Source organism: Pandoraea cepalis (genome assembly GCF_902459625.1).
Classification (GTDB): Bacteria; Pseudomonadota; Gammaproteobacteria; order Burkholderiales; family Burkholderiaceae; genus Pandoraea; species Pandoraea cepalis.
Window position 1 is genome coordinate 156,285 of record NZ_CABPRY010000006.1, and the last position, 15,367, is coordinate 171,651.

Sequence of the window (15,367 nt, forward strand, 5' to 3'; positions counted from 1 at the left end):
GCTTGTTCGCCATTGCCCCGACCGACAGCCCTGCCCTCGAAACTCGTTCTGCCGCCTACCCGTTCGGCGAAAAGGTCCCCTCTACGGTGCTGATGCTGCGCACGTGTGTGCCAGAGGCTCCTTTGTGCGTCGAGCCTCAGCATTATCCGATCGCCTACATCGGCACACGTTACCCGTGCTTCGTGGAGTCGAATGGCGAGGTGGCCGTCATCCTGCCCAACGGCCAGTTGATGCACGTGCCGCACGACGCCTTCAAGGTCATGTGCTTCCACTCTGGCCCAACCGACACGAATAGAGCCAAATTTTTTTTGTTTTAAGGGAAAAAACTATCATCGTTTCTGCCGTAATGTGGGATTGATGGGACGACATTGCGCCAACCGATCCACAGACCCAGACCAGGAACTTTGCATGATCACGGATGCTTTCCAGCTTCCTCGCCTCGAACAATCGCCCCGCCTGTGGGCGCTGGCGCTCAATCTCACCCTCGCGCCGTGCGTGGGGGAACTTGAGGAGGAAGAGTCCAATCGCGTGGTACTGGTGATGATGAGCGAGAAGCGCCTCGATCCTACCCGTGTGAAGGATCTGCTCACGCAGGCCCTCTCCGATTATCGCGGTGAGCGTTTGCCGGTCCATCCGGAAACCCCGATGCTAGGCGAGTTCATGCAACGCTCGTCGTGGCGCTTGGCGGTCCATGGTGCGCGGACCGCTAAGCTGCGTTCACTTCACACCACGCAAACCGAGATCTGGCTGCGTGACGATGCCGACGATGCCTACCCCGTCTTGTGCCAGGCCTTCTCGCCTGACCCGGATCGTATCGACGAAATGCTCGATGCCGCGAGCGCCTTCCGGTGGGCGCCGACGGAGCAGTCTCTTCGCGGCGGCGAATGAAGTACTCATTCCTGGCCGCGGTCACCCTGGCGGGTCTCGCGGTCCTGTCGTCCGCGCGAGCGGGCCAGCGGGACGACGAGGAAGTGTACCGACAGCGCGTGATCGACTACGTGGTACAGCAGTACGGAAATGGAACACCCCTCGCCGCGGCCGCGATGACATACGCACGGACTGCCGGCGAGTTGTGGTTGGCGACGGCTCAAACGCAACAATACGATCAGGGGATGACCCAACGCGCTGGCATCGCCGAGATCTGCTTTCGTGGGCAGCTGGCCGAAGCCGGTGTCTCCGATCTCGACGGTGCAGTCGCCGCGCTCGAACGCACGATCGCGTCGAACCCCGCCATATATGCTGGCGAGCTTTATGCAGCCGCGCTTGCCTTGCAGCATCCGCTGGATCTGGCCATGACGCCTACGCAGGCCTGCCTCCAGGCTCGTGTCCCACTCCCCTAGTTACCCTGCGCGATCTAGGGGGCGCGTGAGACGATCTTGGCCGCCATCGGGGGCGGCAACTCGGTTCAGGTCAGCTTCGGTTCGTTCGGCATCGCCGTCCGTGCCGCACGCAGAAGTTCACAGCAGCCAGGGCGTTGGAGCACCGCGCAATCGCGTCGCTGAAGTCAAAGGCGAAGTGATGTAGGCCGGCCGAGGCTTACGCCAGCGGCCGGCAACAGCCCTAGGCGGGAACGAGGAATTTGCGCAGCTTCTCTACGCCACGCTGATGCAGTGCAGTTGCGCGGCTATCGCCGATGTTGAGTCGCTTGGCGATCTCGCGGTTCGTGAGGCCATGGTAGTAGCGAAGTTCGATGACTTCCCGGTCACGTGCCGAGAGTGTTTCGATTGCGTCCAGCAGCTTCTGGATGCTTTGTTCGAGGATGAGGTTGTCTAGGGCTGTGTCCGTGAAGCTCTCGATGTTGGCTTCCTCGATCTCCTCGCAGGAGTAGATGATGACGTCAGTCTGCAGGCGGTGGATCATGTCGTGCACGTCGCTGACCGTCAGCCCCAACTCCTGTGCAATTTCCTTCGCTGTCGGTTTTCTACCTGTGCGCCCCGACACCGCGCTGGCTGCGGCGCTAATCTTCTTCGCCTGAACGCGCTGTGTGCGAGAGAGTGGATCATCCGCGCGCATCTCGTCGATTACGGCGCCACGGATGCGGGACATGGCCCGCGGGATGAATACCTGAACCTCCAAATCCTGGTTGGTCTGGGCGTATTGGATCAATTCGGTCCATGCCGATTGCATGCGGTCGTCGAGGGTCTGGCCAAACCCGCCGCAAAGCCGCTTCACCATCCGCGGAATTTTGTCCGCAAACAGGCTACAGAGCTGTGCCTTGCTCAAATCTGAAACTCGGTGATCCATTCTTCTTTGGCTCGTCGTGGTCTAACTGCTTATTTCATTGTTCTCATTGCATCGCCATACGTGGCAGCCGAACTCGGCTTGGTTGACGAGTCAGTTCAGTGCTCACCGGACTACACCGAAATGCTCGTCAATCACAAGCGCTTCACCCTCCTCTTATGCGATCCTCTCCCCGCTAGAGGGACCTGACACAACCTCGTCTGCACGAGGAGGTTTGAAGTACTTGCTTATCTTATCAATTTTCCGATGCTTGCAAATAGGCTCGCAACTAAAAAATTACGTTAATTCGGGGTTAATTGAATTCGAGAATCTGATGCAAAGGCCGCACAATTCGATTTGAGAAAACGCCATACGTTTCTCCATCCAAAACACACTCTCTCACCGACCAGAACGCTGTCGTTGATACTAACGTTTGCATTTCGCAGTCCCGAAGGGAAATTCGAGGCACCATGCGGCGCAAAAATTCATCCCACAAAACTGTCCACCACCACCACTACTACGGTGGCCGCCGCCGCTTGCGCGTCCGCATCCTCCGTACCCTGGTCGCTACGGTTGTGTTGTTTTTGGCATACAAGTCGGCGGTGCACGTCCTCGCCGGTTCCGGATCGCATCTCTACCACTATTAGCGCTATGTCCAACTGGAACAACCTGCCCCTGCGCAAAAATGACATTTCTCGTTCCGGTTACGGTCACAAGAAAGGACGCTTTGCCCTGCTGTCTTGGGCAAGTTTGATTTTCTGTGCGCTCGTTGCCCGCAGAGCAATCAAACTGGGCCGAAACGTTGTTGTAACCGGCACGCCTGACTCTGGGGCGAATACGGTATTAACGCTTATTTCTGGAAAAACTTTAGGCCCGAATGCAAATCCGGGGGGAGGAAAGACGACATATTCGCCTTCGTTGGAGGATTTGGAGGGAACCCACGCACTGAAATTCATCGGTCCACGAAGCTTTGACCCGAACGCTTGGCGTACGATCATGCAGCACCTCGGCGAGCGGGGTCGCCCGTTCTCGATCGCGACAGTCAGCCGTCACGCCGACTGGCTTCGCCACGAACTGGACCTCTATGCCGCCTCGAGCAACGCGCGCGGCATTTTTTGGCTGACGCTAAAGTGATTCTTGGCCGAGTCGCCACCGCCCAAGTCGAACCATTGAACCCGACCCGGCAGGTTTCGATGCGGGCCCGCACATGTTGTCGGCAGGCAGTGGGAGGGGGTTGTGAAACGGCGCGCACTCAGACCAACAGGCCTGAAAACCTCCCCTCCTACTCTCCCCGTCAGTTGCGCTTGAAAGCTCGAGCCGGCGGCATCAGACGGCTCGCGCGACGCATTGTCCAGTAGATCTCAGCCGTGGCTGTCAGGAGCAGTGAGGCGATTGCGTTGAAGGTTACATGCTGCACAAACACATCGGAGGCGGAGAGGATGAAGTTCCGGGTCGGAAGGTCCATCATAAAGCGCTGAGCGTGGTCGCCGCCTACGGACGGCGAGTTCGCTACGAGCAGGATTGCATCCAGTAAGAGACTGCCTAGGTCGATCAACGATATGAGGGCAAACACGATCGTCGAGGCAACGAGCACCTGGCAGATGAATCTGGCGACGCGTAGCTTGCCCCGGTTGCCGTGAAAGTACACACCGAGTTCGGTGATCGCTTTGCGCGAGGCTGATTCACTCCGCTCGGCAGTGTCCGACACGCCGGTCACGGCTTTATTCATGAAGTGTCTCCGGTGGTTTTGCAAAGCAGTGCGAGCTCAGTTCGAGCTCGGCGAGAGCATGTCGTGAACGAACTTGGCCGTCCCGTCGACGATTGTGGCCATGGCACGTCCCATTCGCTGACCAACGGTCGATACCAGGCCGCCGTCGTTGGATGGCGTCGAGGCCGTGATCGCGGGCTTCCAGGTCAGCGAGGCGCTGCAAATCAGCATGCCGTTCTGTCCGTAAGTGGCGGCTACCCCGGGTGTGCTGCAGGTGCCGCCAGGTGATGCCGTGGGCAATTGTTGGGCGCTCGCCGCGCCGGCGGTCAGTATGGTAGCGATGATAATTGCACCGCGGATCGGCCCAACTCGCGTCATGGGTGACTCCGTAGAATTCGAGATAGCCCTTCGAGGCCGGGACAGAACGTTGAAATTTTCTGTGCAAATGGACTAGCTCGCGATCAGAAAGCACCCCGTCACGGAGACGCATTCGCGCATGGTCAACCTCTTGAACCATTCTCCGCAATTTGCACGATTCCGAAATTGACGACTCGGGAATGAAATTACTTCATAGGATCAGATGCTTCCAGTTTCGGTCGCGTCACGACCGAACACCGGCAAAAAAAAACCATGCGCCGGGGCGGACGCATGGCTGAAGACGTGAAAAACCACGACACTTGATCAGGCCCGATCTACATGCCAGAAGACCCAAGCCGGGGAGGATAGTGCCACGGAGCCCTCCCACGCTTGTGGACAAAAGAGTCGCCGGATGATCACCTATTCTCCCGCGGCGCCATAAGCCGCCTATCGACTTGCAATATCTATCCGGCCCCATAGCCTACGGACATGCCCCGTCCTTTTCCGGAGTCCGTATGTTTCGCTTCTCGTTCCTGACGTTCCTGCTGGTATACTTTTTCAGCAGCATTTTCCGCACGTCGCTCGTGGACATGCTCGTCCATGATGCACTTCACTCAATCACCTCGCTGGCTCAGCACTCTGAGTCCCGCTACTACGATGATCACAAGGATCGCCCCGAGCACATGCTGATGCGCGGTTGTGCTGATGGTGAGGTGTGTCACCCGAACATCGCACGCAGGCGACCTCAGCACACGGACGACTTCGGCGAGAACGGGCCGCTTGATCGCCGCTACGCAGATCCGACCTAATCGCATATCCTCGCATCAACATCGCTCGGGCAGCCCGTCAAACGGCTGCCCGCCGTCGTTTTGAAGGCCAGAATATCCGCTTCGCTGACCTGCGTTTGCATTTCACTAACGCTCCCATAGCCTGATTTTGGCTGGCGCGATCGCCGGCTCCTTTCATTGAAGAGGAATCCTGCTCATGGGCGATACTGAACATTTCTTCCCCCTCCACCAGATTCGCTTCCGTAGCCACCGCCACGGGGCTGAGAGTCGCGCGCTGTGCCGCGAAATCGCTCTGCGGTGGACGCTCCCGCGACGATCTGATGGTTCCTTCGATTGGCGCGCACTCCCGCCAGCAGCGCCCGCTGGCGCCGTATTCACAGCTCATTTGCAGAGAGGGGTGGTGTCTGTGCTGCGGGGCATCGACACCGGCCTGTGGCTGATGCGTCGCGATAGCTTCGATCGGAAGATTGATGGCCGCATATGGCGGCACGAAGTCTTCGTGGGGGACGACGGCTCAGGTGACGTGATCGGCGTGCGCGTGAGCGTCGCCCCGGGCCGCAACATGGTTGTCCCGATGAGGCGTTCGTCAGTGATCTCGTCGCTCGTGCGGAACTGCGCCTTGCTCGACGACAAGACGCAGGTGCAGACTAAACCGCGCATGGTGACGAAATTAGACGTGGCGCCGGTATTGGACCTGCTCGCCTCCCCGACACGCACCCTTCCTGTTCTGCTCTTCAACCGGTTTATCCAGGACTCTATGCACCTCGACGCGCAGAGAGTCGCGGACAAGCTGGCCGGCTTCGCGCATGTGCTCGTGGTGATGCCCGACACCGCGGCCACCGTGCGACAGTACCTCGCCAAGGAGATGGGCGTGCAGCTCTCCGCCGTCACCATCTGCTGGCCTGTGTCGGCGGCCGATCATGGCGCCGTCCACGCCAAATGGGACTTGATACAGGTGAAGGACCCGGCCTTCTGGCATTTCCTTGAGGCAGGCGTGATCCGCGCGTCCGTAGGCACGATGGCAACTTGGCTCGGCTCACTGGTTGCCGGCCCTCGGGATTGAGCGCGCGGTTTGGTACCACGGCACCCAAATGTTGTGGTCCCGCCCTGCCATATTCGTGCGGTACTAGCATCGACCGCCCTCTATACTCGCCGCATGACTCCCACGGCCCTCGAACAGCTTCTGGACTATACGTTCAGCGATCGCTCGCTTTTCGAGCTGGCATTGACGCATCGGTCCTTTTCCGAGGATCACAACGAGCGCCTTGAGCTCCTGGGCGACTCGATCCTCAGTGGTTCGGTCACCGCCCTTCTCTACAAACGCTTCCCACGACTTTCCGAAGGCGGGCTGTCGCGCATCCGCTCGAATCTTGTGCGAGAGTCGACGCTCCATGAGATCGCTGTGGCGCTAAATCTCAGCTCGTGGCTACGATTGAGCGACGCGGAGATCAGTGCCGGCGGACTTGTACGTCCTTCGATCCTTGCAGATGCCTTCGAGGCAGTGCTAGGCGGTGTGTTCCTCGACGGCGGATTTCCACCAGCCGAGCGTCTCGTGCGCCGGATCTATACGCCGGTCCTCGACACGATCGACATCCGCCACTTCGGCAAGGATCCTAAAACACGCTTGCAGGAGTTACTGCAGGCGAAGCGTGTACCTGTACCGACGTACCGCATCGTCGCGATCTTCGACGACGAACAGCCTCGACGCTACGAGAGCGAGTGTGTCATTACCTCCCGCGGTCTGCGCACAACCGGCATTGGCCCAAATCGCCGGGTCGCCGAGCGCGAGGCAGCCCACCGTATGCTCTCCATTCTCGAGACGCGCACAGCGGCCTGACAACGGGTCACTCCCGCGCAAAAAAACCTCCTCGCGCAGGTTTGCATTCTCACGCAACCGCTTCATCGCAAGGACCCTTCCCCTCATTTAGCGGCCTGCGCGCCCTTTGTCACGATCCGTGGATTCCCGTCATGACCATGTAGATGGAACCAGCATGCTGCAAAATTCAACGATACTCGGCGAGATTTACCGGCTGAATCTGGCGTACCTGACGATGCTGCACCGCAACCTCCTGGCGGATTTCGCGACGGCGGTTGACACATTCGGACTGTCCGAAGAAATTGCAGCCGCAATAGTGAATAGCAAGCCTGACAAGCTCGCCAGGCTTGCGCGGACCCCTCAACTGCTTCTCCGCGTCAGGTTCAACGACGTGCAGTTCCTTCGCACGCTCGCAGCGAAGGTCGGACCGGGTATCGCGCAGAAGATCGAGTCCGAAGAGGCCTCGTCCGCCTAGCACTTGCTGTTCCATTTATTCATAGTTTTGATCTATTCACCCCGCGCGGCGTATAGCTGACGCCCTCCCGTCAAAAGTTTGTTTGGACAAACTTAACTTATCGAATTAACTCTTTGGAATTGCTGTGCAGGGTGCTTGCCTCCACCTGCCGCAGTCGCATAGAATGTCTTCAGCCGTTCGGTCGGCATTGTCTGTACTCCATCAAGTCCCCCTCGTCACACTCAACTGAACGTCGTTCAATTGAGCGTCGACCTTCCTCCGGCACGCTGAACCCCGCTCTATATAGGTTCGCTAGTGTCCACGGAGCTCTCTTTTTTCATCGCCACACTGTGGCAATCAGGAGAGCACCATGAACCGTAATCTTCAAGCCTTTTGCGTTATCCGTACGCAGCACGAAATCGTGTTCGGCGATCAACTGATCCTGGTTCAGGAGTTTCGCACCGAACTGAAGGAGGCTCTGGCCGATGCGTCCGTTGTCACGTTGATCGAGCAGCTCGAGAGCGGTGGCAACGTAGCGCAGTTCGACGAGGATACGTGGTGGACCATCGTCGACGACTTGAAGGCGCATCTGGGCAGCCAGTGCGCCAACATGGCGGGCGATTCTCGCGATGAGCAGGAATCAGCGTTGGTCGCTGCGGAAACGTGGGTCGAGGAAAACATCTCGAATGCCACCCGCGCCGAAATTGTCGCCGCGGCGGTCGTTCACTACGGCTATTCGACGGCCGGAACGATGATCCGTGAACTCAACTCGCCTGTCGCGGCATAACTCGCAAGCATCAAAGTAGCTTTCGGCGGTGCCTGTCCTTCTGGACAGGCATTATCCGAATGATCTGCTAGGCCCCGGAGAGCACGTCTCCTCAGGGCTATCGCCTCCTCCTTTTTTAACCGCCAACTCGGCAGAAAGGAGAATCATGAACACCACCATCTACCCGAAACACACTCCCTGGGGCGCCCCGCATACGACCACCATCGTTGCGGAAGGCATCGTGCGGTATACGACTGGCAGTCACGGTGGATACTGGCTCAGCCAGGAACGCGTCGCATCCATGCCCGACGGCCTTCGCCCGAAGGAACTCGAGGTAGATTGTGGCGCCTGGTTCGAAGAGGACGAGCAATGGACGCTCGTCGCCCTTGCCTTCCAGATGTACTTCGACGATGGCGCTATCCAAGTGGCGCGGCGCACGGTTGTGAACTGGATGCCGGAAGTCTGGGAAGCCTGGACGGGCGAGAAAGTCACGCCGGCGATGAGCCATCGCCGCGCGCGGGAAGTTTTTCTGGAACAGCACAAGAGCGATCAGATTGTCGTGGCGGCTTTTGGCAGCTGGGACAAGACGGTGCCGAAAGGCATGGTCGGCGTTGTTGCCGTGACCGGCGGCCGCGTTTCCGGGACGCTCAAACCACCCGAGACGTACTGGCTCGTCGACGAAGCCGAATATGCTGACGCTCACGAACAGCCCGGTTATACCGGTGACTTCGTTATCGACCCGTCGCGTCATCAGCCGTGGCCGCGTGAGGTTCTTGTCAAGGCAGCGTAATCATCAATCGGCGGCGCCTGCACCTTCGGGTGCGGCGCTTCCGATCCATCCCAGACCGTCGGTCGGGTCCTGGATGGCACAAAACGCCATTTCTCTTGTTCACGCCCGCAGGGCATCAGGAGAAAATCATGACCATGATCATCGCCGCCGCTGTAGCGTTCATTTTCATCGCAGCAGTGCGCGCAGGAGCAGGCTCAAACGAAATTGAAGAAGCATCGGACGCACTCGACCGCTGCCCTCAGTGCGGGAACTACCTACCCTGTAATTGCAACCACTACGAGGACTCCTCGTACCAGCATCACCACCATCATGACCAGTGGCCCAACGACGCGATGAACCAATCGTCGCAAGACGACTCGTGTCTCGGTTACGGCCATCACCATCACGGCGGTTCCGATGACTGGAACTGAGCAATAGGGGCGCTCCGCAAGGATGCGCCCCACCTACCCCTTCAAAACGCGTCCGGATCCTGCTAAGCGCCGCTCAGCAGGGCCACGGCCCGCTCCTTTTTCGCCCTACGGGCATCTAAAGGAGAAGCATCAAATGGCAAATTGGACCGGAATTGCGCGCACGAACTACGTCTTCCCCGGCAACCTCGAGGAAATCGAGAAGGTCGCGAAGCGCTTCGATCTGCGCGTCATCAGCGAGGACGAGCGCATCGGTTTTGTGGCAGATACAGACGACGGCGGTTGGCCATCGAACACGTACGACGAGGATCTCGAGGACGATGTCGAGTTCGACGTCACGACGATGCTGATGCCGCACATCAAGGAAGGCGAGGTGCTGGTGGTGATGGAGGCAGGTAGCGAGAAGGCCCGCTACGCATCGGGATATGCGAAGGCATACATCCGCAACGGCGATGTCTGCCGCATGGTGAGCGTGTCGCTCAATGACATTTTTGCGAAGGCGGCCGCGGAGTTCGCCGTGGACGTCAGCGTAATCACCAACGCTTCGTACTGAGGGGAACTATGAACGGACGGGGCTTCGGCCCTGTCCCGCTGGCAATCTTGTCGACCCCTCGGGGGCCTCTCCGGTCGAGTTCGCTCACTCCTACCTGGAGCTGTAAACGTGCTTTCCTCGGGCGCGCGCACGCGCGCAATGAACTCTCAGCTTCGCGCACTGGCGCTGTGACGTAATAAGGCCCGCTGTCCTCTCTTCGAGAACGGCGGGCCTTTTCGTTGCCCCTGGCAGCCCGAGGAACAATCAGTTGACGAATCGGCGATCGAGCAGCCACCTGCTCGGCTGGCCGTCGCGGCCATAATGGATCTCGCCCTGCAGGCAGCCGCCGTCGTCGAAGTACTGCTCCTTGCTACGGTAGACCACCCGCTTGCTCGGTACAACCGAGAAGGCGTGCGCCGGCACCTCAATCAGCGGTCGCACGGACAGGCCTTCCGCCAGCACCTCCCGCGCCCACGCGTCGAGGTTCGTCAGGCTCGCCGCGTCTCTGGCGACGGCGCTCGTCAGGTCCAGTGCCTGAACAATGCCATCCGGCAGGAGCACAGCGCCGCCCGAGCGCTCAAGCACTTGAGCGCTCGTCGGCGCCGTGGCCTGAAAGAAGATGAGGCCGCTGGGCTTTACGCCTGCATCAGCCGATACTGCAACAACCCACAAACGCTTCAATTCGGAATCGCACATGTTGTTCTCCGTGGTCTTTTAGCCTCGTTGGGCTACGACTAGGGCCTATCACCCCGTGAAGGCAGCAGCCTTGACGGGAAGTCAGCAACGTCGAACGTGCAGCGAATAACTCTGCCGCGGGTGCTCCGCTGTGCAAGCGCTACGTATTGGATGCGTTACGTGTGGTCATAGTCTGCCGGAGGCCTGCGGGAGGACGTCACGGACGCGTGCAGGAGCAGACTCAGAATTGATGCCGAACTAACGGCGTGACCGAATGATACTGCGAATTTTCGAATATCGACAAGGGGGGCGGAGTAATTGTAGGCAGGCCACAGCCGTTCGATCGGCGCCGTGGTGCGCTTCGCTACTGAGAGTGCAAGAAAGTCGCCTGGGCTGAATTGGCTGTGGTCAAGCCTTGCGAGCGGAATTTCGTCGACCACGACCTCGGCTGACATGACTACGGTGCATACACCGCGGATATCGGCGATTGCGCCCGTACTGGCATCCGGGTATCATTTCTGCAGCCGTTTGATCGGCATCTCATCAATCCGGGCCTGCCCGCCGCCGGCGTAGTCGAAAGTCACTTTGGCCCCTCTGGCCGATCTTAATCCTCCCCCATCCGCTGACGCTGACCGTCTATAGGTTACGCTCGTTCGTCGCGTCGCGTTCTGCCTAGCCATTCCAGCTACGCAGAGCTTTAAGCTCCTCAGTTTATCCGCCCATCTCGGGCACGAGGAGATCAACATGAACAGTAAGATGGAGCGTTTGCTCGGGCCCGTAGGAGTCATTCCGGACGGACAAATCAACGCACCTATCGGCGACGAGTTGGTGATGCGCACGGGAATCCCCCACCGTGGAGGAAAACTCGCGATCCACGCGTTCGAGAGCGGATATCCCGTGATGGTCTCGGCAAACGCATTCTTCAATCACAGGACGGGCCGCTTCGACGTGCCGCAGCATTCGCCGCTTCAGGACGTCGACGTCGCGCTGGATTCCGCAGGGTTTGTCGCCATGATGAACTTCAAGTCAAAGGGCAGACAAGCTGGTGTCGGGGGGATCTATCCATGGTCGTACGCGGACTATCTCGAGCTCGCCGCCGTGCTTCGACCGACTTGGTACAGCGCTATGGACTTGTGCTGCGAACCGGAAGCCACGAACGGTGGGATCCACACGGACTGGCGTATCAGGGCAACGGCAACGATGCTTGAGGCTCTCCTCCAGATCATCGAAAAGTGGCAGGCCGACTACGCGCTTGAGGGGGCGCGATCGGTGATGATTGCGAACGACCTCAAGCCGCCGGTGCCGATTTGCCAGGGCTGGGAACTAGACGACTACCTGAAAAGCCTCGACTTAACGATGGAAGTGTGGGACCGGCACACGTGGCTGGCACCGCCTTCGCTGATGGGTCTCGGTTCGGTCTGTCGACGCGACCTTCACCATCCAAAGTACGGGCTCTTCGCCATTCTCGACGGTCTGGAAGGACGACTGCCGAGAGGCACGAAGCTGCATCTGTTCGGAGTGAAGGGCGCTGCGCTCGAGCGCGTCAAGATGTACTCCCACATCGTTGCATCGTGCGACAGCATGGCTTGGGACTACGGAGCGCGACAGGAAGCGTTCCGCCACGGCATCTCCAACAACATGGCACACCGTGCCGAGAAAATGGACACTTGGATGAACACCGCCATTGAGCGGATGAAACCGAAATCGGGAGACCAATTCCGGCTTGCTTTCTGAGCCGACGAAATACGATCCAAGCTTAAACCGAAACGCGCACGGCCCCATGGGCATGCGCGCTTCCGGCATCTCAGAAGACCCCAGGCCCCCTGAGCTGCAGCACCACCCTTTATGCCGCCCGAGAGGCACGAAGGAGCGAACCATGAAGCACCGCAAGGAATCGCTGACCTCTGAACAAGCCAACGTGACGTTTGATCACTCGATCGGATTTGAAAGCATCGATGCTTCCAAGTCACTCAGCACAGTCAACAACGGTTGTCTAATCGCCATCTGATGGCACGATTTTGTTGACACTCGATCAACAGAAATTTTTATACCCTCGCGGGCCTCGCTCCCGCAGGGAACGAGCGTCCGCCTCTTCAGGAGAAGAAGCATGGTCATCTCGCAAGAAATTAAACTCGCTGACACGACGTGCAGCCCCGCTCGACTCGTTGATGAAGACGGTAAGTGCTTGGCTCACGTATATCTGACGGAGCAAGGTAGTCGTCGGCGGTCGCCTCAAAGTGAGGAGGCGGCACGGCGTCTGGCTGCGTGCTGGAATGTGTGCGTTGGTATGAGCACGGAAGACGTGGAGTCGTGGGCAGCACAGAACAAGCGCAAGCGCGAATCTCTTGCTGCGGATGAAGCCATCAACTGTGTTGCAACACCAAAAGCATCGACGAGCTGATGAAGCTTCAGTCCGCTCGGTCATTCCGGATTTTGCAGTCCTTGCGATCGTAATCATTAACCTGAAACCGACCCGTCGCGCTCCTTCTGGGGCCGGCGGGTAATTGACCCTCGCGGGGATGCGCTCCCCGTTTGGGACGCTTCTCGCAAAGCTTGGAGAAGCAGAATGAAAAACGTGAATCAAAACCTTACCGTTCCGTCAACCGACATTTCCTCGACGCAGGAATGGACGTGCGATCCGGATCTGATCGAAATCTACATCGGTAGCGCATTTCTGGAGAAGGCCAAAGTTTGCGTCGACTTCATGCAAAGCCAAGAAGTCGATCAGGTAAAAATCTGGTTCGCCTTCGGCTATGAAATGTTTCAGGACATCGACAACGTCATTGAGGAAGACGTTTCGGTTGCCGTCAACCACAACGACCACGAGTACGTAAAGTTTGAACCGGAATACCGCCTCGATGGCTGCCATGCCCAGATTGATCGGGATGGCGATGTCCGGGCCGAATTCGCATTTAAGCATACCAGCGACAAACTCTGGGCCGACATCGGAAACATCAAGACGCTGCGGGAACAGCTATCGGGGTCCGAACGCGGTAGCGCGAACGATGCAACCCACAGCACCGAGCCGCAACCGAATCCAGCCAGATCGGAGGCACCGCGTCGCGGTTTGTGAACGAGATTAATCAATGATTCGGAGACGCGCACTGCCCCATGGGCGTGCGCGCTTCCGGCATCTCAGAAGGCCCCAGGTCCCCTGAGCTGCAGCATCTCCCTTTATACCGCCCGAGAGGCACGAAGGAGATAACCATGAAGCACCGCAAGGAATCGCTGACCTCTGACCAAGCCAACGTGCTGCTGACGTTCGCACGTCGCCACGGCCGCTATTGGAAGAAGAAACTCACTGATCTCTGGCAGACCGGACGCGACGACCGCGAACCGGAAGGTCCGCTGCTGCGCCAGATCCCCAACGGCGGCGGTCACAGTCTGCTCGTCGACTTCCATCTGCCGAACGAAGTCCGTTAAGCATCAAATCGGAACCACGGAGCGCCAGACACGCCGAGCGCGTGATCTGGCCGATTTCCGTATTGTGTCACCGAAGATTATTTAGAGGACGCCCCAGAAGCATTTGACAGAACTACCGTATACAAGCAAATCGACTATCTCAAGCAACGTTATGCCGTTCGCAGCTCCCCTTCTCGAACTGGTTCCCGCTCTTCCGCCAGGCAAGCTATGGCACTGTGGGGAGTGCTTCCGCATCGCACTTCCGCGCACCAGGCCGGTCGATCCATTGTCGGCGGATGGTCATTACGCGAGGACGTGGCAGAGCCACTGCTGTGAGGTCCCGCTCGCTACCACCGACCATGATGGCGCGTTGACCGTATGGAACGGCTCTGCGAAAATGCTGGCAGCCGTTTGATCGGCAACACATTTCACCGGAATGCCGCTCGCCCTGAGCTTGATCGCGTTCCAGCACCCTGTAAGTCCCATTCTCACGTCAGGTGATCAGACCCGACGTGACATGTCTGCGCCGGGCGAAGTCCGGCCCAGCCCTATCGGGTACCTCCTTTTTTACCGCCCCATTCGGGCACAAAGGAGGATTTATGAATAGCAACAAGCAAACCGAAAAGCAGCTGCCGACGGTGCAGGAACTGGGTGCCCTGATCATGGAGCGCGCAAAGGCGGCGGAAAAGATCCTGACGGCCGGGATCAAGCTTCCTGACGCGCACGCGTGGCGGATACCGGATGATGCGCTGTCGTTCTGGGACGGCTGTCCGGTGCGCTCAACCGAAGGGATGGGTTTCTCGTTGTACATCGACCGACAGTTGGTGCCTGGCATGTCCGCTGACGAGATCTACGGCGATCAGGCGACGATTCGCGCGGAGATCCGTCTTTTCATGCCGACAGCGGAGTATCGCCACAGCAGGAAGATTTGCAGGTACCGGCACAGCTTGGACGTACGCTTCGCCGCGCACCTCTGGGTGGAAACCGGGCCGCACTGGGCGTTCCAGTCGACGACGCACCTGGTCGACAACGAGCGATTTGTCTATGCCGATACGCTGGAGGCACTGTGTGCCGCTATCGTAGACCGCGTAAACACCTCGCTCTCGCGCGCAGTTCAGTGTGTAGCGCGTAAACGTATCGAGACGGCGGAGGACGCATGCGCCTGATCGACGGTCACATCGAGAGCTACACAACCTATATGAAAACGCTCAACGAGAGTCTGAAGGACGGTCACCCGGCCATGCAGGCGGAAACGCAGGCCTTGATGGTTGCAACGCAGGGCGTGCTGGACAGCCTGCAGAAGTACCAACGGGTCGTCGACGGGCTTCGGGTAGCGCAGCACCGTCACTGACGTGTAGAGCGGCTTAAGCCGAAAGGAACAGGAGGGAGGGATGCCGCAAGGCGTTCCTCCCTCTCCAAATTTATGTGCGGGCCTGCTTCGTTGGCTTGCAT

The 15,367-nt window shown here is 58.8% G+C and carries 23 protein-coding genes; 19 read left to right on the plus strand and 4 right to left on the minus strand.

Features of this window, described 5'->3' with window-relative positions; all coding sequences use genetic code 11:
* Window positions 1-2: 2 nt before the first annotated feature.
* The 3 genes from PCE31107_RS14490 to PCE31107_RS14500 all read left to right on the plus strand — a co-directional run bounded on the left by PCE31107_RS14490 (window position 3) and on the right by PCE31107_RS14500 (window position 1,340).
* Complete coding sequence (locus tag PCE31107_RS14490; RefSeq protein WP_150609318.1) at window positions 3-317, plus strand: hypothetical protein; 315 nt, start codon at window positions 3-5, stop codon at window positions 315-317.
* A gap of 91 nt (window positions 318-408) precedes the next feature.
* Window positions 409-888, plus strand: coding sequence for a hypothetical protein (locus PCE31107_RS14495; RefSeq protein WP_150609320.1), 480 nt, complete (start codon window positions 409-411; stop codon window positions 886-888).
* Window positions 885-1,340 (plus strand): hypothetical protein, encoded by a 456-nt coding sequence (locus tag PCE31107_RS14500; protein ID WP_150609322.1) that lies wholly within the window; start codon window positions 885-887, stop codon window positions 1,338-1,340. Before PCE31107_RS14495 ends, PCE31107_RS14500 begins: the two co-directional genes overlap by 4 nt.
* A 220-nt stretch (window positions 1,341-1,560) precedes the next feature.
* Here PCE31107_RS14500 and PCE31107_RS14505 read toward each other — a convergent pair whose 3' ends face one another.
* Complete coding sequence (locus PCE31107_RS14505) at window positions 1,561-2,244, minus strand: sigma-70 family RNA polymerase sigma factor (protein ID WP_150609324.1); 684 nt, start codon at window positions 2,242-2,244, stop codon at window positions 1,561-1,563.
* Between the two features lie 627 nt (window positions 2,245-2,871).
* Here PCE31107_RS14505 and PCE31107_RS14510 point away from each other — a divergent pair.
* The gene (locus PCE31107_RS14510; RefSeq protein WP_150609326.1) at window positions 2,872-3,354 is read left to right on the plus strand and encodes a hypothetical protein; all 483 of its coding nucleotides are present in this window, start codon (window positions 2,872-2,874) and stop codon (window positions 3,352-3,354) included.
* A gap of 160 nt (window positions 3,355-3,514) precedes the next feature.
* Here PCE31107_RS14510 and PCE31107_RS14515 read toward each other — a convergent pair whose 3' ends face one another.
* Entirely contained in the window at window positions 3,515-3,949 is a 435-nt protein-coding gene (locus tag PCE31107_RS14515) for a hypothetical protein (protein ID WP_150609328.1), read from the minus strand.
* Window positions 3,950-3,985: 36 nt separating this feature from the next.
* Window positions 3,986-4,306 carry a hypothetical protein gene (locus tag PCE31107_RS14520; protein ID WP_150609330.1) on the minus strand — a complete coding sequence of 107 codons (321 nt, stop codon included), beginning with the start codon at window positions 4,304-4,306 and terminating at the stop codon, window positions 3,986-3,988.
* Between the two features lie 494 nt (window positions 4,307-4,800).
* Here PCE31107_RS14520 and PCE31107_RS14525 point away from each other — a divergent pair, with 494 nt between their 5' ends.
* The 8 genes from PCE31107_RS14525 (at window position 4,801) to PCE31107_RS14560 (ending at window position 9,859) form a co-directional block, all read left to right on the plus strand.
* Window positions 4,801-5,094: a hypothetical protein gene (locus PCE31107_RS14525; protein ID WP_150609332.1), complete on the plus strand. Its 294-nt coding sequence runs from the start codon at window positions 4,801-4,803 to the stop codon at window positions 5,092-5,094.
* Window positions 5,095-5,269: 175 nt separating this feature from the next.
* A complete protein-coding gene (locus tag PCE31107_RS14530; protein WP_150609334.1) occupies window positions 5,270-6,136 on the plus strand; it encodes a hypothetical protein in 867 nt (288 codons plus the stop codon).
* Window positions 6,137-6,229: 93 nt separating this feature from the next.
* Window positions 6,230-6,910 (plus strand): ribonuclease III, encoded by a 681-nt coding sequence (gene rnc, locus PCE31107_RS14535; RefSeq protein ID WP_150609336.1) that lies wholly within the window; start codon window positions 6,230-6,232, stop codon window positions 6,908-6,910.
* 154 nt (window positions 6,911-7,064) lie between these two features.
* Window positions 7,065-7,364, plus strand: coding sequence for a flagellar transcriptional regulator FlhD (locus tag PCE31107_RS14540; RefSeq protein WP_150609338.1), 300 nt, complete (start codon window positions 7,065-7,067; stop codon window positions 7,362-7,364).
* A 349-nt stretch (window positions 7,365-7,713) separates the two neighbouring features.
* Window positions 7,714-8,130, plus strand: a complete 417-nt coding sequence (locus PCE31107_RS14545) for a hypothetical protein (RefSeq protein ID WP_150609340.1) — start codon at window positions 7,714-7,716, stop codon at window positions 8,128-8,130.
* Between the two features lie 145 nt (window positions 8,131-8,275).
* Window positions 8,276-8,899, plus strand: coding sequence for a DUF7007 domain-containing protein (locus PCE31107_RS14550; RefSeq protein ID WP_150609342.1), 624 nt, complete (start codon window positions 8,276-8,278; stop codon window positions 8,897-8,899).
* A 128-nt stretch (window positions 8,900-9,027) separates the two neighbouring features.
* On the plus strand, window positions 9,028-9,309 hold the full coding sequence (locus tag PCE31107_RS14555) for a hypothetical protein (protein ID WP_150609344.1): 282 nt from the start codon (window positions 9,028-9,030) through the stop codon (window positions 9,307-9,309).
* A 133-nt stretch (window positions 9,310-9,442) separates the two neighbouring features.
* Window positions 9,443-9,859, plus strand: coding sequence for a hypothetical protein (locus PCE31107_RS14560; protein WP_150609346.1), 417 nt, complete (start codon window positions 9,443-9,445; stop codon window positions 9,857-9,859).
* Window positions 9,860-10,102: 243 nt separating this feature from the next.
* Here the strand turns inward: PCE31107_RS14560 and PCE31107_RS14565 are convergent, their stop codons facing one another.
* Entirely contained in the window at window positions 10,103-10,534 is a 432-nt protein-coding gene (locus PCE31107_RS14565) for a hypothetical protein (protein ID WP_150609348.1), read from the minus strand.
* A 723-nt stretch (window positions 10,535-11,257) separates the two neighbouring features.
* On the opposite strand from PCE31107_RS14565, the gene PCE31107_RS14570 reads away from it, so the two are divergent.
* The 7 genes from PCE31107_RS14570 (at window position 11,258) to PCE31107_RS14595 (ending at window position 15,266) form a co-directional block, all read left to right on the plus strand.
* Complete coding sequence (locus tag PCE31107_RS14570; RefSeq protein WP_246174730.1) at window positions 11,258-12,247, plus strand: deazapurine DNA modification protein DpdA family protein; 990 nt, start codon at window positions 11,258-11,260, stop codon at window positions 12,245-12,247.
* Between the two features lie 142 nt (window positions 12,248-12,389).
* Window positions 12,390-12,521, plus strand: a complete 132-nt coding sequence (locus PCE31107_RS23815) for a hypothetical protein (protein ID WP_281352576.1) — start codon at window positions 12,390-12,392, stop codon at window positions 12,519-12,521.
* A gap of 99 nt (window positions 12,522-12,620) precedes the next feature.
* Complete coding sequence (locus tag PCE31107_RS14575) at window positions 12,621-12,914, plus strand: hypothetical protein (RefSeq protein WP_150609350.1); 294 nt, start codon at window positions 12,621-12,623, stop codon at window positions 12,912-12,914.
* A 165-nt stretch (window positions 12,915-13,079) separates the two neighbouring features.
* The gene (locus PCE31107_RS14580) at window positions 13,080-13,586 is read left to right on the plus strand and encodes a hypothetical protein (RefSeq protein WP_150609352.1); all 507 of its coding nucleotides are present in this window, start codon (window positions 13,080-13,082) and stop codon (window positions 13,584-13,586) included.
* 134 nt (window positions 13,587-13,720) lie between these two features.
* A complete protein-coding gene (locus PCE31107_RS14585; protein WP_150609354.1) occupies window positions 13,721-13,936 on the plus strand; it encodes a hypothetical protein in 216 nt (71 codons plus the stop codon).
* Between the two features lie 578 nt (window positions 13,937-14,514).
* A complete protein-coding gene (locus PCE31107_RS14590; protein WP_150609356.1) occupies window positions 14,515-15,081 on the plus strand; it encodes a hypothetical protein in 567 nt (188 codons plus the stop codon).
* Window positions 15,072-15,266: a hypothetical protein gene (locus PCE31107_RS14595; RefSeq protein WP_150609358.1), complete on the plus strand. Its 195-nt coding sequence runs from the start codon at window positions 15,072-15,074 to the stop codon at window positions 15,264-15,266. Before PCE31107_RS14590 ends, PCE31107_RS14595 begins: the two co-directional genes overlap by 10 nt.
* The last annotated feature ends 101 nt before the right edge of the window (window positions 15,267-15,367 follow it).